Here is a 17,938-nt window from a genome sequence, read left to right on the forward strand (position 1 = left end):
TTGTCACCAATGTGTCCGGTACCGGATTGTCGGCATGCGGCGGATAACTGTCAGGTCCACCACATCAAAGCCTGGTCACAGGGTGGGCTAACCAACATGGATAACCTGGCCATGTTGTGCCGGTATCACAACCGCACCAACGATGATGACCCAGAACGCAGCTACCACGGCCGGGTGGACAACATCCGGGGCGCACCAATGTGGAGATCACCCCGCGGACACATCGTCCCGAATACCGTCCACCCCTTTGGAGCAATGACACTGCTCTACGGGCGGTAACCCACCAAGTAGCCGGCATGTCCGGCCATTTGGTGTGCCCAAAAAGAGTTGGTTTGACGATGACGAATCACGCACGGCATAACCGCAGGTCGCGAAGCGCTGCGCCGCGCGATAGTCAAACCGGCCCATCAATGCACTAGGTCTCGGCGGTCAAAAAGGATTAACCAGCGTGAGGGCTGAGGGCGTGGGTGCTAATGCCGTAGAACTTAGAGCCCAGCCCACGTTCGCTCCCGAGACCGATTGCTACCCTCGTCCTGATTACCTTCATTTTGCTACCGTTGCTACCCATGAAGATTGTGCCTTGGGGCCAAGTCACGCAGATACCTAACGTTGAAGAAGACGTCTTGAAGTCAGTCAAAGATGAACAGACGGTGCGCTTCACTCATGTTCCCGATCCGTATACGGAAGACCATCTGCGTGCGTTTCTGTCTGCGCCGCCCGCAGGGGTGAGGCGCTTCGCAATCGTGCTCGAGGGGCGCTACGCCGGCAACGTTGAGCTAAGGCACACTTCGGGGCATGTCGCTGGGCTCGGATATACAACCGCACCGTGGGCGCGGGGGCGTGGCGTCATGACACAGGCGGTCCGTATCGTGACGCAGAGAGCGCACGAGGAAGGCACTCACCGTGTCGAACTTCGCGCTGCGGTAGACAACCATGCTTCGCGTCGAGTTGCGCAGCTTGCAGGCTTCAGTTTCGAAGGAATTAGCAGGCATGCTGAGTTACTGCGTGGCACATACAACGACGTGGCGGTGTACGCGCACCTCGCTACAGACAACAGTTAAAAGAATAGGGGATGCCCCCGAACTGTTCGGGCACAAGAAACCGGGCCCAGCACGTTGCCAGGCCCGGTGTTAGCAGTGCTATGAGCGGTAGGCGCTCACGCCGGTGATCGATTTGCCCACGATGAGGGACTGCATTGTGTCAGTGCCCTCGTAGGTGTGCAGGGATTCGATGTCGGCGTGGTGGCGTGCCACGTCGTTCTCCAGCAGGATGCCTACGCCGCCGAACATGTCGCGTGCGTCGGCGGACACCTTGCGGGCGCCGCGGGTGTTGTGCACCTTGGCTAGGGCTGCCTGCTTCTCGTTGAGTTCGCCGGCTTCCTCAAGTTCGAGAAGGCGACGGCAGTACAGCGCCATGGAGGTGACTTCCTGCAACATGTCAGCTAGGCGCTGCTGGATGATCTGGTTCTTCACCAGCGGGCGGCCGAACTGGACGCGGCGCTGGGCGTAGTCAAGCGCCTTCTCGTAGCAGTCAATCGCCATGCCGAGTGCCACCCACGCCACTGCGATGCGGGTGCCGGTGAGCACCTTCGCGGTGTCGCGGAAGGAGTGGGAGTTGGGAAGGCGGCGGTCGTCGGACACGCGGACGTCGTTAAGCTTGATGTGCGCTTGCGGGATGCCGCGCAGGGATGCCTTACCGACGATCGTTTCCGCCGAGTACCCCTCCTGGTCTTGGTCAACGATGAAGCCCTTGACTTCACCGTCTTCCTCATCACGTGCCCAGACGATGGTGATGTGGCCGACGGAACCGTGGCCGATCCACTTCTTCTCACCGTTGATGACCCACTCATCGCCTTCGCGGCGAGCCGAGGTTTCCAGGCCGATGGAATCGGAACCGTGATCTGGCTCGGTCAGCGCGAACGCACCGCGGATCTCCATGCGGGACATCGGGCCCAGGTACTTGGCCTTCTGCTCCTCAGAGCCGCACATGTCGATCGAGCGCATGGCCAGGCCAGACTGCACGATGTGTGCGGTGGCCGTCGACGCGTCCGTACGTGCGAACTCCATCTGGATCAGGCGGTTTGCACGAATGGAAATACCGGGCTGGCCATCGATGGAAATGCCGTCGGTGACAAGGCCACGGCGTGCTGCTTCCTCAACACCAGGGATGTTGTACTCGGCCTTCTCCCACGCCTCGTTGATAGAGGGGCGGGCGAATTCCATGAACTCGCGGGCCTTCTTCCACCACTCCAGGTCCTCACCGTCAACATCGGCGAAGACCTGGTAGTAGTCCGTCTTCGGGTTCAGCAGAGCTGCAACCCCATCTACATTCTGATCTGCCATGGCGACTAACCTGCGAATGCGCCGACGCCGGTGATGGACTTGCCCACGATGAGTGACTGCATGGTGTCCGTGCCTTCGTAGGTGTGCAGTGCCTCGATGTCGGCGTGGTGGCGTGCCACGTCGTTCTCCAGGAGGATGCCCACACCGCCGAACATGTCGCGTGCGTCAGCGGAGATCTTGCGTGCTGCACGGGTGCAGTGGACCTTTGCCAGAGCTGCCTGCTGCTCGGTGAGCTGGCCGGACTCCTCGAGCTCGAGGAGGCGACGGCAGTACAGGAAGATGGAGGTCAGGTCCTGCAGCATGTCCGCGAGGCGCTGCTGGATGATCTGGTTCTTCACTAGAGGGCGGCCGAACTGGACGCGGCGCTGTGCGTAGTCGAGCGCCTTCTCGTAGCAGTCGGTTGCAAGACCGAGGGATGCCCATGCGACGGACACGCGGGTGCCGGCCAGCACCTTTGCGCAGTCGCGGAAGGAGTTTGCGCCGGGCAGACGGCGGTCATCGGAAACGCGCACGTTGTTCAGCTTGATGTGTGCCTGCGGGATGCCGCGCAGGGATGCCTTGCCGACGATCGTCTCCGCCTCATAGCCCTCCTGGTCCTGGTCCACGATGAAGCCCTTGACCTGACCGTCAGCGGTGTCGCGTGCCCAGACGATGGCGATGTGGCCGACGGAGCCGTGGCCGATCCACTTCTTCTCACCGTTGATGACCCATTCGTCGCCGTCCTTCTCAGCGGTGGTCTCCAGGGCGATGGAGTCAGAGCCGTGGTCCGGCTCGGTCAGCGCGAATGCGCCACGGATTTCCAGGTGACACATCGGCTTGAGGTACTTTGCCTTCTGCTCCTCGGAGCCACACATGGCAATGGATTGCATAGCCAGGCCAGCCTGAACGCCGAATGCGGTGCCCATGGAGGCATCCGTACGTGCGTACTCGAAAGCCATCAGGCGGGCAGCGCGCACGGACATGTGCGGCTCCCCCTCGATGTCGATGCCATCACGGAACAGGCCACGCTTACCCGCTTCTGCGACGACCGGGATCTGGTACTCGGCAGTCTCCCAACCCTTGTTGATGTAGGGGCGGGCGAATTCACCGAACTCGCGGGCCTTCTTCCACCACTCCAGGTCCTCACCTTCAACATCGGCGAATACCTGGTAGTAGTCGGTCTTCGGGTCGAGCAGTTCGTGGACTGGGTTGTCAGCCATGAGTTCCTCTTTCTTGGATTCCGGGGAGGTCTCACCCCGTGAATGTGGAGCAAAACCATAACGCCTTCAATTGTGACTTATGTCGCAGGTGTTTACAAATGAAAGCGAGGCGATTTTTGTGGGATTGCTCGCACTCTTTTCCCTGAACGTGCGCCCTGGGCTAAAGGCGCGGTCCTAGCTTAAGTTTCGGCTTAAGTTTCGCTCTGGAATTCACTGAGCAGGAGCTGTGAAGAATTTGGTCACCTCTACTAATGTGAGACAGCATGAAAGCCCTTTACCTCATCGTTGCGGCGCTTGGCTCGATCGTGGCTATCGCTGGTGTGTACCTGGATTTTCCTCGTGTGATCAACATTGCCGCGGTTGCCTTAGCTGCCGTGGGTTTGGTTCTGTGGCTGGCGAAGAATTATGCCTCGATGGAGAGCGCTCCCATTGAATTAGATGAGGAGCAGCGCGGGGTCATCGAAGAGATGAAAGCGGACGGTGACGTGGATAAGGCGGCGCGTCAGATCCAGTTGTGGTTCCGGAATGTGAGCTATGGCGAGGCCGCGACCGTCGTGAGGGAGCTCTAGGCGCTAAGGTTGGAAATATGACTGAACGTACACTGATTCTGATTAAGCCGGACGGCGTTAAGAACGGCCACGTGGGAGAGATCATTTCCCGCATCGAGCGCAAGGGCCTGAAGCTCGTTGAGATGGATCTGCGCACCGCTGATCGCGCAACCGCTGAGAAGCACTACGAGGAACACAAGGACAAGCCGTTCTTCGGTGAGCTCGTTGACTTCATCACCTCCGCACCGTTGGTGGCTGGCATCGTTGAGGGCGAGTCCGCTATCGCCGCGTGGCGTCAGCTGGCTGGTGGCACCCACCCGGTCGAGGCAGCAACGCCTGGCACCATTCGCGGTGACTTCGCTCTGAGCGTCGGCGAGAATGTCGTTCACGGTTCGGATTCCCCAGAGTCCGCTGAGCGTGAGATTGCCATCTGGTTCCCGAACCTCTAGGAGCACGCCATAACGCTTCAGTCCCCACCAACTGGTGGGGACATTTTTATTGTTCGGTTACGCAAACATGACATAAAAAAGAAATTTTGAACTAAAACTCATTTCCGGTTGCAGGGCCTGCTAGCAGGGCTAATACTTACGCGCATGTCTAAGAATCTCCCTCGCCGCCGTTCCCTCACCGGCTCCGCTGCTGTTGCTGCTGGGGCAGCAATCTCGCAGGCTGTCCCCGCGCGGGCGCAGCTGTCCTCTACTTCGTCGGCATTGTCTTCTGCGCGTTTGCCACAAGAGCCGGCACCGGCACCGTATGCCGCGTTTATGCACGGTGTGGCTTCGGGGGATCCGATTCCGAATTCGGTGATTATTTGGACTCGTGTCACCGTGTCGCCGGAGGCAGTGCCAGGTTCGGGGCTCGGGGCTGATGTGGATGTGCAGTGGGAAATTGCGACGGATAGGGAGTTCACCAACATCGTTAGCTCTGGCATGCAGCGTGCCACCGCGCGGAGCGTGCACGTTTGTCCAACCTGCTGAAGGGGACCACACCGCACACCCTGTTCTTGACGGGTGATATCCACTCCGAGTGGGCGCATTCCGTGCAGCACAACGGGGCGGAGATGGTGTGCACCTCCATCTCGGCGCCGAATGTGGACGAGATCGTGACCACCTATACCAAGACCTACGCCCCGGAGGACAACCCGATCTCGCACCTCGTCGAAGGTGTCATGTACTCGGCTAACCCGTGGGTCAACCACGTTGACTTTGATTCCCACGGTTTCGGTGTCGCACGCGTGCAGAAGGACCGTGTGACCATGGATTTCTACCGTGTCTCGAACGTGGAGGATCCCGCCGCGCAGACGCGCCATGCGGTCTCCCGCACGTGGGTTGTTGGGCACGGTTTCCAGGCTTAAGCCCTCTTTGCTTATCGACGTTCCCACCGTCCCCGCACAAGCTATGCCACAATAGGTGTCAAGCTTTTACACACTCGTACTACCGTGCGGGCGTGGACACGCAGCTGTGCGGCGGCGGTGGATTTCTTTTCACCAGCGCCCGGCTGGTGAACGTGGACGGGTCCTGCACGGTCAATTGAATAGGAGATTTCCGTGTCGGATAAGGACGACATTGCAACCCCCGACAAGCCACGTCGTCGGGCTTCGAAGCAGTCCACTGCTGCGAAGAAAGCCGCGAAGAAAACTGCGAAGAAGACGGCCAAGAAGGCTGTAAAGAAATCTTTGAAGCAGCCTGCTGCTTCAAGGCAGTCTGCTGCTTCAAAGCAGTTGATGGACCGTTCCCAGATTCAGGACAAGACTCGCGTGTTCGCGTTGGCGAAGACTCTGGGGATGCAGTCGAAAGAACTGATCATTGCGCTGAGCGATCTGGGCCTGGTCAAGGTGGCGCAGTCCACGCTGACGCGTGCAGAAATCGAGCAACTTCTGGATGCACTGGAGCAGGCTCCTGCCACCCCCTCTGCACAGCAGGACAGCGCTGACACGAAGAGCGCTGAGAAGGAGGCGGATGAGAAGATCCGCCACCGCGTGCGCAAGGACGTGGAAAACGAGATCAATCAGATCACGGAAAAGGTCGAGGCGGATCTCGAGCAGACCATGGCTGAAGACTCTGAAGATGCACCCATCGACGTTGAGGATCTCGTCGAGGAGATCTCTGCTGAAGAAGCTGCCGAAGTTGAAGCGCACGCCGCGGAGGTAGAAGAAGCCACCGAGGTGTACGCGCCGGTCTTCAAGGCTCCGAGTGCATCCCGCAGGCGTGTGCGGCGGTCGGGCAGTGGGGCGAAGGAGAGCGTCGAAAAGCAAGAAGCAAAGCAAGAACCTGCTGAGGAGCAGATTCAGGAACCCAAGGCGATCAAGGGCTCTTCGCGCTTGGAGGCGCAGCGTCGCCGTCGCACGGAGCGGCGTGAGGAGGAACGCAAGCGTTCCCGCGTTGTCTCGCAGGCTGAGTTTTTGGCGCGACGCGAGTCCGTGGAACGCACCATGGTTGTGCGCGAACGTGCGCGCCATGATGGTCCGGGCAAGCTGACGCAGGTCGGCGTTCTAGAGGATGGCCTGCTGGTCGAGCACTTCGTGGATTCGGACGAGAGTGCCTCCATGATTGGCAACATCTACCTCGGCCGTGTGCAAAACGTGCTGCCGAGCATGGAAGCCGCGTTCATTGACATCGGGCAGGGCCGTAATGGTGTGCTGTACGCCGGTGAGGTGGACTGGAAGTCTGCTGGCCTGGGCGGTCGTTCCCGCCGCATTGAGCAGGCGCTGAAGTCCGGCGACCAGGTGCTGGTTCAGGTGACCAAGGATCCGGTAGGACACAAGGGTGCCCGCCTGACCACCCAGATTTCGCTTGCGGGCCGCTTCCTCGTGTACGTCCCGGGTGGTCGCAGCGCTGGCATTTCTCGCAAGCTGCCCGCCCCGGAGCGCAAGCGCCTCAAGGACATCCTGGCCAAGGTGGTGCCGGGTAAGGGTGGCGCGATCATTCGTACCGCTGCGGAAGGCGCATCGGAGGAAGCCATCGGCGCCGATGTTGAGCGCTTGCACACCCAGTGGGAGGCCATCCAGGAGCAGGCGGAGAAGGAAAAGAACTCCCCGGGTGCGAAGCCAGTCACTCTGTATGAGGAGCCGAAGCTCCTGGTGAAGGTCGTGCGTGACTTGTTCAATGAGGACTTCGATGCCCTCGTTGTTGATGGCAAGAAGTCCTGGAACGTCGTGCATAATTACGTTCAGTCTGTCGCGCCGGACCTGCTGGACCGTGTGGAGAAGTTCGACCGCAGCGAGCACGACGGCAAGGACGCCTTCGAGGTTTACCGCATCGACGAGCAGATTCAGAAGGCCCTGTCCCGCACCGTCTGGCTGCCGTCTGGTGGCACTTTGGTCATCGACCGTACGGAAGCCATGACCGTCATTGACGTCAACACCGGCAAGTTCACGGGCTCTGGCGGTTCGCTGGAGGAGACGGTGACCTCCAACAACATGGAGGCCGCGGAAGAAATCGTGCGTCAACTGCGCCTGCGTGACATCGGCGGCATGATCATCATCGACTTCATCGACATGATCCTCCCCGAAAACCAGGAGCTCGTCCTCCGCCGCCTCAAGGAAGCCCTCGGTCGCGATCGCACCCGCCACCAGGTCTCCGAGGTCACCTCGCTCGGCCTCGTCCAGCTCACGCGCAAGCGGTTGGGTACGGGGCTCGTGGAAACGTTCTCCACTAAGTGCGAGCACTGCGATGGTCGGGGCATCGTGCTTACCGACGACCCCGTCACCGACTCCACCCACCCCTCCGACTCTTCTGGCTCGGAACATGGCCGTAGCCGTTCCTCTCGTCGCCGTAAGCCGGCCCAGGATCCTGGCAGCCACCCAACCGCACTGGCAATGAATGCGCACGAAGATTCGCACGATGAGGTTGAGGAGACCAAGGAATCCTCCAGCATCGAAGACCTCGCCGATGCAGTGGTGTCTGCTGAGGGCACTACCGACTCCGCGGTCGAGCAGCCCAAGCGCCGCTCCTCCCGCCGTCGTGGACGCCGTGGCAGCGGTCGTGGACGTGGTCGCGCTGAGGGGCAGCAGAAGGAGCAGCAGGCCTCCGTGCCGGAAGCTGCCCAGACCACTTCTCAAACCTACGAAGAAGCACTGGAAGAATTCGAGAACTCCCCACGCCGCAAGCGCAAGACCCGCGGCAACTCCAAGTCTGACCACCGTCCGCGCCGGGAAGACTTCGATAAAACAACCCCCGCTGGTAAGCCCGAACCGGCCGAGAAGCCAGTTGAGACCGCTCCGGAAGAGAAGACGCCCGTTGTCCGTAGTACTGGCAGTCGGGGGAGGAGGCGTGCGACGAGGAGGGCGTCGACAAGCGTGCAAAGAACACCTGAGCCCACGCAACAGCAAGAGGTGAAGGAGACCGCGCCACGCACCCCCGCCCGCGGACGACGACGCGCGACGCGAAGGCGCACCACCTAGAAACGGACACACGGCGCTCACGCATAAGAGCAGTTTGGTCTTTGCGGGGGCGCCGGTGTAATCTTTGACAGTCGCTGTTTTGGGGCGCGCCTTTCGTGATTAAGCATGCGGGCGAGGCTGCCGTTAATAACCCAAAACACAATCAAGAATGTAGACAGTGGTGCCGTGGCATGCCGGCGCCGTGCGAGAAGAAGAAAGGGGTAACCCGCTATGTACGCAATCGTCAAGACCGGCGGAAAGCAGTACAAGGTTGCCGAAGGCGACCTCGTTCGGGTCGAGAAGATCGAGGGTGAAGCTGGCGATTCTGTGGCGCTCACCCCTGTTCTGCTTGTCGACGGTGCCAAGGTAACCGCCACCTCCGACGACCTGGCCAAGGTCAACGTTTCCGCTGAGATCGTTGAGCACGGCAAGGGTCCGAAGATCAACATCATGAAGTACAAGAACAAGACCGGTTACAAGAAGCGTCAGGGCCACCGTCAGCAGCTGACCACCATCAAGATCACCGGCATCAAGTAACCCGAGACGTTTAGAGAGGAACCACAATGGCAACCAAGAAGGGTGCATCCAGCACCTCGAACGGCCGCGACTCTGAGTCCAAGCGCCTCGGTGTGAAGCGCTTCGGCGGCCAGCAGGTCAAGGCAGGCGAGATCCTCGTTCGCCAGCGCGGCACCAAGTTCCACCCGGGCGACAACGTCGGCCGTGGCGGCGACGACACGCTCTTCGCGCTCGCAGCTGGCTCCGTCCAGTTCGGCATCAAGAAGAAGCGTCGCATTGTCAACATCGTCCCCGCTGACGGCGAGGGCGTCGCTTCCGAGGTCATCGAGGCTGCTAACGAGGCAGGCTTGGTCGATGACGCAGTGGTCGAGGAGAAGACCGCTACCGCGTAAGCCAGCGTGGGGCGCTTGAGTCCCACGGCCATGCTTGAAGAGCGCGCCGCGATCCCCGGGTGGGGGTTGCCGGCGCGTTTTTGCGTGGGTGGGGCGTGGGTGGCCCTTTGCCGGCTGGAAGCTGTGTAAAATTTTACATTTCCCCGGTAACTACCCTGAGATAGAAATCCCTGACCAGCAGGTTTATTTTCGGCCCGAGGACCGGGTGTCATTTTTTACACCGGCGCCGGTAGTTTCGTGTTTAAACCCCACCCGTTCGGATCCCGACCGCTGAACCCCTAGGAGAGGAGACCCACCATGGCTCAGTTCGTTGATCAGGCTGTCTTGCATTTGCAGGCCGGCGATGGTGGCCACGGCTGTGTCTCTGTGCACCGTGAAAAGTTCAAGCCGTTGGGCGGCCCTGATGGGGGAAACGGTGGGCACGGTGGAGACATCATCTTGGTGGTCTCACCCCAGGTGCACACGCTGTTGGACTTCCAGTACCGCCCGCACTTGAAGGCGAAGCGCGGCGGTAATGGTGAAGGTGACCACAGGAATGGTGCGCGCGGTGAGGACCTAGTGGTGGAGGTTCCCGTCGGCACAGTGGTGCGCAGTGCGGATGGGGAGATCCTGGCTGACCTGGTCGTACCTGGCACCCGTTTTATCGCGGCTGAGGGTGGCTTCGGTGGCCTCGGCAACGCGGCGCTGGCCACAGCGAAGCGCAAGGCCCCCGGCTTCGCGCTGAAGGGCGAGGCTGGTCAGGCGCATGACCTGATCCTTGAGCTGAAGTCCATGGCAGACGTGGGGTTGGTGGGCTTCCCGTCGGCGGGTAAGTCTTCGCTCATCTCGGTTCTCTCGGCAGCGAAGCCGAAGATCGCGGACTATCCGTTCACTACCCTGCAGCCGAATCTTGGTGTGGTGGACGTGGGCCATGACACGTTCACTATCGCTGATGTGCCTGGCCTGATCCCGGGTGCGAGCCAGGGCAAGGGCCTCGGCCTGGACTTTTTGCGGCATATTGAGCGCACCGCTGTGCTGGTCCACGTGGTGGATTGCGCGACGATGGAGCCGGGCCGCGACCCGCAGTCGGACATTGAGGCCTTGGAGGCGGAGCTGGATTCCTACGCGGAGCAGCTCGAGGCGGATGAGACCGGTTTGGGTGATCTGCGTGAGCGCCCCCGGATTATTGTGCTGAACAAGGTGGACGTTCCCGAGGCGAAGGAGCTGGCGGAGTTCCTCGAAGCTGACCTGAGGGAGCGCTTCGGTTGGCCGATTTTCATGATTTCTACCGCTACCCGTGCGGGCTTGGATGAGCTGAAGTGGGCGTTATGGGATGTGGTGAAGGCTGCTCGTAAGGCTCGCCCGAAGGTCAAGGAACAGACGGAGCGCCAGGTTATTCGGCCAAAGGCAGTGGATCGTGGGGATGATGTCAGTGTGATACCGGATCCGGACTACCCCGGCGGCTGGTTGGTCGTGGGAGAGAAGGCGGAGCGGTGGATCCGCCAGACGGACTTTGAAAATGATGAGGCGGTGGGTTATCTCTCCGACCGCCTCAATAAGGCTGGCGTGGAGGATCAGCTGCGTAAGCTGGGCGCGCATGAGGGCGATACCGTGACGATTGGGGAGATTTCGTTTGATTGGGAGCCGTCGATAGGCGGGGACCCGACGGCAGCGGGTCGCGGCCAGGATGCGCGTCTGGGGGGCACGGATCGTATGTCCGCGGCGGAGCGCAAGCGTGCGTCGCAAGCGCGCAGGGGGCTTATCGACGAATACGATTTCGGCGACGACCTCCTCAATCGCACGGAAGCCGACCGCGAACGTTGGCAGGGATAAGGCATGGATCTTCGGGAACAGATCGCGGGCGCGAAGCGGATTGTGGTCAAGCTGGGCACGAGTTCGTTGGTGGATGAATCCTCGGCGGTGTCGCAGGACAAGATTGACCGCATCGTGGATGCGTTGGAAGCGCGGATGGGGCGCGGCAGCGACGTGATCGTGGTGTCTTCCGGTGCTATTGCTGCGGGGATGGCGCCCTTGGGGCTTAAGGCCAGGCCAAAGGACTTGGCCACGAAGCAGGCGGCCGCCGCAGTCGGCCAGATTCACCTGGCGCAGTCCTGGGGGCAGTCTTTTGCCCGGTATGGGCGTGCGATTGGGCAGGTGTTGTTGACGCAGTCTGATGCGGGTGTGCGTGAGCGCGCCCGGAATGCACAGCGCACTATTGATCGGTTGCGGCAGATGGGCTCGGTCCCGATTGTCAATGAGAATGACACGGTGGCCACCACGGAGATGAGGTTTGGGGATAACGATAGGTTGTCGGCGATCGTCGCCACGCTTATTTCTGCTGATGCTCTGATTTTGCTGTCTGATGTGGATGGCTTGTACGACCGGAACCCGGCGGACCCGGGCGCACGCTTCGTGGATGAGGTGCGTAGTGGCAAGGACTTGGAGGGGGTCGTCGCGGGCGATGGCGGGCGCTTTGGCACCGGTGGTATGGCCTCGAAGGTGTCGGCGGCACGTTTGGCTACTCGTGGTGGTGTGCCGGTGTTGTTGACGTCGGCGGAGAAAATCGAGGACGCGCTGGGGGATGCCCAGGTGGGCACCGTCTTTCATACGCGCCCGGAGTCGAAGCTGTCGGCGTGGAAGTTCTGGGCGCTGTATGCGGCGGATGCAGAAGGCACGCTGTATCTCGACGAAGGTGCCGTGCAGGCTGTGACGCGCGGCGGGACCTCGCTTCTAGCGGTGGGCATCACGGATACTGAGGGCGACTTCCACGCCGGGGATATCGTGGAGATTCTGGGGCCGAATGGGCAAGCGATCGGCCGCGGAGAAACTGCCTACGGCTCAGCGGAATTGGCGGGCATGCTGGGCAAACATACGGACGAGCTGCCGGCTCATCAGCGTCGTTCGGTGGTGCACGCGGACTACTTGTCCAATTATGCCTCTAGGCTCTAAGGCATGAAGTTTGCAATTTTGCCAAGGCCCTGGACCCAGACCGTCGCTGAATTGGAAGCGGAAGGGCACGAACATGTGACCCTTGAGGGGAACCCGGATGTGCTCATCTATCACGGTGGGGCAGAGGACTTCCCGGAAGAGGTTCCGGAGTCAGTGCAGTTTGTCCAGTTCGCGTGGGCGGGCATTGATGCACTCGCTGAGGCCGGAATTCTCAAGCGTTCAGGTCTGCGGTGGGCAAATGCTGCTGGGCTTTACGACGACAACGTGGCCGAGTCCACCCTCGCCCTCTTGTTGGGGGCGTTGCACCAGTACCGGCGTGTAACGCGGGATGGGTCGACGACGCGGGATATTGCGCATGAGACGCAGTACCTGGTGGAGGATAAGACGGTGGCGATTGTGGGGGCAGGGGGAATTGGGAAGAAACTGCTGTCCTATATGGCCCCGTTTGGCGTGCACACGATCGCGGTGAACCGTTCTGGCCGCCCAGTGGAGGGTGCGGATGAGACAGTCCCGATGGCGGACATCGAGTCCAAAAACGTCTGGGGCCGCGCGGACGTGGTGGTGCTGCTTGCCCCGCTGACAGAATCCACCCGCGGTTTGGTCAATGCGGATGTGCTTGCGCAGATGAAGGAGACCGCGGTACTGGTCAATGTGGCCCGCGGACCATTGGTGGTCACGGACGACCTGGTGGAGGCACTCAACAACGGCACGATTGCGGGTGCGGCGTTGGATGTGACCGACCCGGAGCCACTACCGGCCGATCACCCGTTGTGGGACTGTGACAGGTGTTTGATGACACCGCATACGGCCGGCACCCCGCGCTTTGGCAAGCAGCGCATCGGTGGATTGACCCTGCGAAATTGGGAGGCGTTGCAGCGCGGGGAAGCAATGCCCACCGAAGTTGATGTGGAGCAGGGGTATTAGGCGCTAGGATCGGGCCTCATGACTGACGCAACACGTGCCACTGACCGTGAGGAAGAGCGCGCTGAGGTTCTGGCCAAGGCGCACGTAGCCAAGGACGTGGCTCCGGTGGTGGCCACGCTGTCAACGTCGGCGAAGAATGAGGTGCTTCTCGCCGCCGCCAAGGAGCTGGTGGCGCGCACGGACGAAATCATCGCGGCGAACGAGCGCGATATTGCTGCTGGGCGTGAGGCGGGGCTGTCCGACTCCCTCATTGACCGGTTGGCGCTCGACGCTGGTCGCGTGGAGGGGATTGCTGGGGGGTTGCGTCAGGTGGCGTCGCTCGAGGACCCGGTGGGGGAGGTGCTGCGTGGTTCGGTGATGCCGAATGGCATCAAGATGAAGCAGGTCCGCGTCCCCTTGGGCGTGATGGGCATGGTTTATGAGGCGCGCCCGAATGTCACGGTTGATGCGTTTGGCCTCGCCCTGAAATCCGGCAACGTGGCGTTGCTGCGTGGCTCCAAGTCGGCGCGCCACTCGAATGCGCAGCTCGTGGACATCCTCCAGGATGTGGTCGCGGCGCATGGTCTGCCACGTGAAGTTGTTCAGCTCTTGCCGTGTGAGACGCATGATTCCGTGCAGGATCTCATCACCGCGCGCGGTCTCGTCGACGTGGTCATCCCTCGTGGTTCTGCACGGCTTATCGACGCAGTCGTGACCGGCGCCACCGTCCCCGCCATCGAAACCGGCACGGGTAACTGCCACTTCTACATTGACCGGGATGCGGAGCTGGATTCCGCGATTGAGATGCTCCTCAATGGCAAGACCCGCCGCTGCTCGGTGTGCAATGCAACGGAGACCGCGCTTATCGACGCCGGATTGGACGTCGCAGATCAGCTCCGCGTGGTGGAGACGCTGCAGGGGGTTGGGGTGAGGGTGCACGGGGACGTCGATAAGCTTGCTGCGATTGGCGCGCAGAACGTGGAGGCCGCAACCGAAGCTGACTGGTCTGATGAGTATCTCTCCATGGACATCGCTGTAGACATCGTCGATGGCGTGGACGGGGCGATCGCGCACATCGCGCGCTACTCGTCGGGGCACACGGAGGCGATTGCCTCGCTCAATGCGTACACCTTGCAGGAGTTCGCGGACCGTGTGGATGCAGCGGCGGTGGTGCTCAATGCATCGACGGCATTCACCGATGGTGAGCAGTACGGGATGGGTGCGGAGATTGGTATTTCCACCCAGAAACTGCATGCACGTGGCCCGATGGCGCTGCCGGAATTGACCAGTACGAAGTGGATTCTTGAAGGTACGGGACAGACCCGTCCATGATGGTGTGTGCGTGGTCACTCAATGTGTCATACGTACATTGAGTGAGTATGATGAGCGGTAATTGAGGCATTAGTTGCAATGTCCACGACTTGCTGGAGTTGTGGGCTAACTACACCGCCAACTTGAACGTAAAGGAAAGGTCATGCGCCCTATAAAGACGGTTGCTGTTGCAGCAGTAGCATTCGCAACCACGCTTGGGCTTCTACCTGTGACACCTGTTGCCAGCGCGCAGACGGAAACTAACGTGAACGCAGAAAGCGATTGGAATGCTGTTGAGCGCCCGCCTGCGTTCGAAAAGGGTGGCGCGGTTTGGGTATTGATGAACGGTGTCTATGTGAGAGTAGACAAGATTCCGGATCTACCGGTTCCTCCCCCAGACCGTGGGGCAGAGGACCCGCAAAAGCCTGAGCCAGGATCAAACTCTAAGCCGGATGGCTCCTCAACGACGACCGCTGGGAACGTGATCGCCTGGGTCGCACCACTGCTGATCATTGCGGGAGCTGTAGCTGCCGCCGCTGCAGTCTTTCGCCACCAGTTCCCCACAGGCCGGTTGATGGTGTACTTCCAGCCGGGTGATCATCTGGGGAACCACTAGGGCTTGAACCTATGTCTGATCAATCTGCCATGTCTGACTACGCTCCCCGTCGCATTGGCATCATGGGTGGCACTTTTGATCCCATCCACAATGGTCACCTCGTTGCCGCGAGTGAAGTAGCGGATATTTTCCAGCTGGATGAAGTGGTTTTTGTTCCCACGGGCCAGCCGTGGCAGAAAGCGGGGAAGAAGGTCTCGGATGCGGAAGACCGCTATTTGATGACGGTGATTGCTACCGCCTCCAACCCCCGCTTCAATGTCTCCCGCGTAGACATTGACCGCCCGGGCGCCACCTACACCGTGGACACGCTCCGGGACATGCGGAAAAAATACCCGAAGGACGAGCTGTTCTTCATCACCGGTGCGGATGCACTGGCCTCCATCATGTCGTGGCATGACTGGGAAGCCATGTTTGAGCTGGCGGAGTTCGTGGGTGTCACCCGGCCGGGTTATGAACTCGCTGAAGACATGCTGCCCGTGGAGCACCAAGAACGTACCCACTTGATTGAGATTCCGGCGATGGCGATCTCCTCCACCAACTGCCGTGAGCGGGCCGCTGCCGGTCGCCCCGTGTGGTACCTGGTGCCGGATGGGGTGGTCCAGTACATCGCCAAAAACAACATGTACCGGCAATAAGTGGCATATTCCCTGTGTTTCATGGGAGTATAGGGCGGTTGAAACTCTTAAACCTTAAGTTTTTGAAGAAAAGGATTGCCCCAGTTTGACTGCTTCGGACACCGCCCGCGACCTCGCCGTCATCGCCGCTAAAGCTGCCGATGAGAAACTTGGCAGCAACATTGCCGTGATCGACGTCTCTGACGTCTTGGCTATCACCGACATCTTCGTGGTTGTCTCCGCTGATAATGAACGCCAGGTTGCCTCCATCGTTGAAGAGGTGGAAGACCAGTTGACCAAGGCCGGTGCTGAGCCAAAGCGCCGTGAGGGAAACCGTGAATTCCGCTGGGTCCTGTTGGACTACGGCCTGTTTGTCGTGCACATTCAGCGCGAGGCCGAGCGTGAATTTTACGGTCTAGACCGCCTCTACGCTGACTGCCCGCGCATTGAGGTGGAGGGCGTAGAGCCGTATGTTCTCCCCGGTGAATTTTCCACGAGTGCGGATGGTGCCAACGTACGCACGCTGGACAACATCGAGGACCTGCCTTTGGCGGGTGAAGGTCCCAGCAATGATGACGAATAGACACGACTAGCCACGGATGACCACTATGACGCGACGACTGATCATGCTGCGCCACGGCCAGACCACCTACAACGCTGGCCGTCGTATGCAAGGGCAGCTCGATACTGAGCTGTCGGAGACAGGGGTCGCGCAGGCACGCGCTGCTGCTCAATGGGCGAAAGATTACGGGATTATCCGCATCATCTCCTCTGATTTGGGGCGTGCCAGCCGGACCGCGGAGATCATTGCCGCTGAACTGCGTTTGGACGTGGAACTCGATCCGCGGTTGCGTGAAACCCATTTGGGTACGTGGCAGGGAATGACCCACCAGGAGGTGGACGCTGAGTTCCCAGGTGCGCGCGCGGCGTGGCGCCACAGTCCGGCCTGGGCGCCACCGGGTGGGGAATCGCGGTTGGATGTGGCGAGGAGGGCGAGGCCGGTCGTCGATAAGCTGATGCGCGATTTCGACGACTGGGATGACAACGCCGTGCTCTTCGTTGCGCACGGCGGCACGATTTCGGCATTGACCTCGAACTTGCTTGAGTTGGATGAGGCGCAATACCCGCTGCTCAAGGGCCTGCACAACACAAATACCTCGCAGCTTTTGGCGCGTCCCGCATTTGAAGGCACGCCGGGCAAAACCCAGTGGTACCTCGAGGCATGGAATCAGGGGCTGGGTGCGCCATGACCATTCGTATTGTCACCGACAGCTCCGCTGGAATCCCGCCGCACGTCGCAGAGGAACTGGACATTACTGTCCTGGACCTTCACGTCACACGCGATGACACTGATGAGGCGGATGGCAAGAAAAGCGAGGCCCAGGGGACCTCGGGGTTGAGTGCCATTGAGCTCGCTGCCGCGTACGCCCGCCAGCTGGAGCGCTGCAACGATGAGGGCATTGTTGTACTCCACTTGTCCAAGCGGTTGTCCGCCACATGGTCGGCTGCGGTGAGTGCTTCAGCAGTTTTCGACGACACCGTGCGCGTCGTAGACACCTCCGCCGTGGGTATGTCCCTGGGTTTCGCGGCCATCGTTGCCGCATCGTTTGCGCGCGCCGGTGCGGATGTGGATGGCTGCGTGAATGCTGCGAAAGGTGCGCTTGCCCTGTCGGAGACGTGGTTGTACCTTTCCCAACTCGATGACATCCGTAAATCCGGCCGTATCTCCGCTACGACCGCGGTGTTGTCCGCAGCCCTGCTAGCCACAAAGCCGATCCTGCGCGTGCACGACGGCAAACTGGAGCTGGCTATTAAGACGCGTACGCAGAAGAAGGCCTTTAGCAAACTCGTCGAGCATGTTGTTAAGCGTGCGGACGGAATGCCGGGCTATGCAGCCGTGCAGTACGCCGGGGACCGGGAAGGTGCTGAGACGCTCAAGGGCATGCTGGAAGAAGCTCTGCCGGAAGGTTCCACCGTGGGCATTTACCCCCTAGGTGAAGTGGTCACGGTGCACACGGGTGAGGGTGCGCTTGGCCTGTCCGTGTTCTTTGCTACCCCGACGGTGGAGTAGCCACGTCTGTCCACTTCAGTGGGCAGATTTTCCAGTTTCTGTGGATAAAACCGTGTTTAGATGACGTGTCACTACGGTTATCCACACCCCTGGCCGTGAGTCCTTTTCGCCGTAGTC

General features: G+C 60.6%; 20 protein-coding genes. 18 read left to right on the forward strand and 2 right to left on the reverse strand.

All coding sequences use genetic code 11. The features are described 5' to 3' along the window. On the forward strand, nucleotides 1–279 hold a 279-nt coding region (locus tag QP968_RS00005), incomplete at its 5' end, for an HNH endonuclease signature motif containing protein (RefSeq protein ID WP_284854281.1). A gap of 287 nt (nucleotides 280–566) precedes the next feature. Further along, nucleotides 567–1,061 (forward strand): GNAT family N-acetyltransferase, encoded by a 495-nt coding sequence (locus QP968_RS00010; RefSeq protein ID WP_284854282.1) that lies wholly within the window; start codon nucleotides 567–569, stop codon nucleotides 1,059–1,061. Between the two features lie 78 nt (nucleotides 1,062–1,139). Here the strand turns inward: QP968_RS00010 and QP968_RS00015 are convergent, their stop codons facing one another. Continuing rightward, nucleotides 1,140–2,342 carry an acyl-CoA dehydrogenase family protein gene (locus QP968_RS00015; protein ID WP_284854284.1) on the reverse strand — a complete coding sequence of 401 codons (1,203 nt, stop codon included), beginning with the start codon at nucleotides 2,340–2,342 and terminating at the stop codon, nucleotides 1,140–1,142. A gap of 5 nt (nucleotides 2,343–2,347) precedes the next feature. Further along, the gene (locus QP968_RS00020; protein WP_284854285.1) at nucleotides 2,348–3,541 is read right to left on the reverse strand and encodes an acyl-CoA dehydrogenase family protein; all 1,194 of its coding nucleotides are present in this window, start codon (nucleotides 3,539–3,541) and stop codon (nucleotides 2,348–2,350) included. 263 nt (nucleotides 3,542–3,804) lie between these two features. Between QP968_RS00020 and QP968_RS00025 the strand changes: the two genes are divergently transcribed. The 16 genes from QP968_RS00025 to QP968_RS00100 all read left to right on the forward strand — a co-directional run bounded on the left by QP968_RS00025 (nucleotide 3,805) and on the right by QP968_RS00100 (nucleotide 17,821). After that, entirely contained in the window at nucleotides 3,805–4,110 is a 306-nt protein-coding gene (locus tag QP968_RS00025; RefSeq protein ID WP_284854286.1) for a hypothetical protein, read from the forward strand. Nucleotides 4,111–4,127: 17 nt separating this feature from the next. Continuing rightward, nucleotides 4,128–4,538 (forward strand): nucleoside-diphosphate kinase, encoded by a 411-nt coding sequence (ndk, locus tag QP968_RS00030; protein WP_284854287.1) that lies wholly within the window; start codon nucleotides 4,128–4,130, stop codon nucleotides 4,536–4,538. A 144-nt stretch (nucleotides 4,539–4,682) separates the two neighbouring features. Beyond that, the gene (locus tag QP968_RS00035; RefSeq protein WP_284854288.1) at nucleotides 4,683–5,066 is read left to right on the forward strand and encodes a PhoD-like phosphatase N-terminal domain-containing protein; all 384 of its coding nucleotides are present in this window, start codon (nucleotides 4,683–4,685) and stop codon (nucleotides 5,064–5,066) included. Next, complete coding sequence (locus QP968_RS00040) at nucleotides 5,051–5,443, forward strand: alkaline phosphatase D family protein (protein WP_284854289.1); 393 nt, start codon at nucleotides 5,051–5,053, stop codon at nucleotides 5,441–5,443. Before QP968_RS00035 ends, QP968_RS00040 begins: the two co-directional genes overlap by 16 nt. Nucleotides 5,444–5,635: 192 nt before the next feature. Continuing rightward, the gene (locus QP968_RS00045; RefSeq protein ID WP_502870894.1) at nucleotides 5,636–8,491 is read left to right on the forward strand and encodes a translation initiation factor IF-2 N-terminal domain-containing protein; all 2,856 of its coding nucleotides are present in this window, start codon (nucleotides 5,636–5,638) and stop codon (nucleotides 8,489–8,491) included. Between the two features lie 210 nt (nucleotides 8,492–8,701). Further along, nucleotides 8,702–9,007, forward strand: coding sequence for a 50S ribosomal protein L21 (gene rplU / locus QP968_RS00050; protein ID WP_284854290.1), 306 nt, complete (start codon nucleotides 8,702–8,704; stop codon nucleotides 9,005–9,007). A gap of 26 nt (nucleotides 9,008–9,033) precedes the next feature. After that, nucleotides 9,034–9,378: a 50S ribosomal protein L27 gene (gene rpmA / locus QP968_RS00055; RefSeq protein WP_102723117.1), complete on the forward strand. Its 345-nt coding sequence runs from the start codon at nucleotides 9,034–9,036 to the stop codon at nucleotides 9,376–9,378. A gap of 297 nt (nucleotides 9,379–9,675) precedes the next feature. Next, the gene (obgE, locus tag QP968_RS00060; protein WP_284854291.1) at nucleotides 9,676–11,190 is read left to right on the forward strand and encodes a GTPase ObgE; all 1,515 of its coding nucleotides are present in this window, start codon (nucleotides 9,676–9,678) and stop codon (nucleotides 11,188–11,190) included. Between the two features lie 3 nt (nucleotides 11,191–11,193). Further along, nucleotides 11,194–12,306, forward strand: a complete 1,113-nt coding sequence (proB, locus tag QP968_RS00065) for a glutamate 5-kinase (protein ID WP_284854292.1) — start codon at nucleotides 11,194–11,196, stop codon at nucleotides 12,304–12,306. 3 nt (nucleotides 12,307–12,309) lie between these two features. After that, the gene (locus QP968_RS00070) at nucleotides 12,310–13,230 is read left to right on the forward strand and encodes a D-isomer specific 2-hydroxyacid dehydrogenase family protein (RefSeq protein WP_284854293.1); all 921 of its coding nucleotides are present in this window, start codon (nucleotides 12,310–12,312) and stop codon (nucleotides 13,228–13,230) included. Between the two features lie 18 nt (nucleotides 13,231–13,248). Beyond that, nucleotides 13,249–14,541 carry a glutamate-5-semialdehyde dehydrogenase gene (locus tag QP968_RS00075; protein ID WP_284854294.1) on the forward strand — a complete coding sequence of 431 codons (1,293 nt, stop codon included), beginning with the start codon at nucleotides 13,249–13,251 and terminating at the stop codon, nucleotides 14,539–14,541. Nucleotides 14,542–14,683: 142 nt separating this feature from the next. Beyond that, on the forward strand, nucleotides 14,684–15,136 hold the full coding sequence (locus QP968_RS00080; protein WP_284854295.1) for a hypothetical protein: 453 nt from the start codon (nucleotides 14,684–14,686) through the stop codon (nucleotides 15,134–15,136). An 11-nt stretch (nucleotides 15,137–15,147) separates the two neighbouring features. Further along, the gene (gene nadD / locus QP968_RS00085; protein WP_284854296.1) at nucleotides 15,148–15,771 is read left to right on the forward strand and encodes a nicotinate-nucleotide adenylyltransferase; all 624 of its coding nucleotides are present in this window, start codon (nucleotides 15,148–15,150) and stop codon (nucleotides 15,769–15,771) included. Between the two features lie 85 nt (nucleotides 15,772–15,856). Next, nucleotides 15,857–16,333, forward strand: a complete 477-nt coding sequence (gene rsfS, locus QP968_RS00090; protein ID WP_284854297.1) for a ribosome silencing factor — start codon at nucleotides 15,857–15,859, stop codon at nucleotides 16,331–16,333. A gap of 25 nt (nucleotides 16,334–16,358) precedes the next feature. Further along, nucleotides 16,359–17,000 (forward strand): histidine phosphatase family protein, encoded by a 642-nt coding sequence (locus QP968_RS00095; RefSeq protein ID WP_284854298.1) that lies wholly within the window; start codon nucleotides 16,359–16,361, stop codon nucleotides 16,998–17,000. Beyond that, nucleotides 16,997–17,821 carry a DegV family protein gene (locus QP968_RS00100; RefSeq protein ID WP_284854299.1) on the forward strand — a complete coding sequence of 275 codons (825 nt, stop codon included), beginning with the start codon at nucleotides 16,997–16,999 and terminating at the stop codon, nucleotides 17,819–17,821. The genes QP968_RS00095 and QP968_RS00100 overlap by 4 nt, the downstream gene beginning before the upstream one ends. Nucleotides 17,822–17,938: the final 117 nt, after the last annotated feature.

Source organism: Corynebacterium sp. MSK041, assembly GCF_030232265.1.
In the GTDB taxonomy this organism is placed as follows: Bacteria; Actinomycetota; Actinomycetes; order Mycobacteriales; family Mycobacteriaceae; genus Corynebacterium.

Excerpts from the sequence above, each read along its gene's own strand:
- QP968_RS00010 (WP_284854282.1), top strand. The coding sequence starts at position 567 with ATGAAGATTGTGCCTTGGGGCCAAGTCACGCAGATACCTAACGTTGAA.
- QP968_RS00015 (WP_284854284.1), bottom strand. The coding sequence starts at position 2,342 with ATGGCAGATCAGAATGTAGATGGGGTTGCAGCTCTGCTGAACCCGAAG.
- QP968_RS00020 (WP_284854285.1), bottom strand. The coding sequence starts at position 3,541 with ATGGCTGACAACCCAGTCCACGAACTGCTCGACCCGAAGACCGACTAC.
- QP968_RS00025 (WP_284854286.1), top strand. The coding sequence starts at position 3,805 with ATGAAAGCCCTTTACCTCATCGTTGCGGCGCTTGGCTCGATCGTGGCT.
- ndk (WP_284854287.1), top strand. The coding sequence starts at position 4,128 with ATGACTGAACGTACACTGATTCTGATTAAGCCGGACGGCGTTAAGAAC.
- QP968_RS00035 (WP_284854288.1), top strand. The coding sequence starts at position 4,683 with ATGTCTAAGAATCTCCCTCGCCGCCGTTCCCTCACCGGCTCCGCTGCT.
- rplU (WP_284854290.1), top strand. The coding sequence starts at position 8,702 with ATGTACGCAATCGTCAAGACCGGCGGAAAGCAGTACAAGGTTGCCGAA.
- rpmA (WP_102723117.1), top strand. The coding sequence starts at position 9,034 with ATGGCAACCAAGAAGGGTGCATCCAGCACCTCGAACGGCCGCGACTCT.
- obgE (WP_284854291.1), top strand. The coding sequence starts at position 9,676 with ATGGCTCAGTTCGTTGATCAGGCTGTCTTGCATTTGCAGGCCGGCGAT.
- proB (WP_284854292.1), top strand. The coding sequence starts at position 11,194 with ATGGATCTTCGGGAACAGATCGCGGGCGCGAAGCGGATTGTGGTCAAG.
- QP968_RS00070 (WP_284854293.1), top strand. The coding sequence starts at position 12,310 with ATGAAGTTTGCAATTTTGCCAAGGCCCTGGACCCAGACCGTCGCTGAA.
- QP968_RS00075 (WP_284854294.1), top strand. The coding sequence starts at position 13,249 with ATGACTGACGCAACACGTGCCACTGACCGTGAGGAAGAGCGCGCTGAG.
- QP968_RS00080 (WP_284854295.1), top strand. The coding sequence starts at position 14,684 with ATGCGCCCTATAAAGACGGTTGCTGTTGCAGCAGTAGCATTCGCAACC.
- nadD (WP_284854296.1), top strand. The coding sequence starts at position 15,148 with ATGTCTGATCAATCTGCCATGTCTGACTACGCTCCCCGTCGCATTGGC.
- QP968_RS00095 (WP_284854298.1), top strand. The coding sequence starts at position 16,359 with ATGACGCGACGACTGATCATGCTGCGCCACGGCCAGACCACCTACAAC.
- QP968_RS00100 (WP_284854299.1), top strand. The coding sequence starts at position 16,997 with ATGACCATTCGTATTGTCACCGACAGCTCCGCTGGAATCCCGCCGCAC.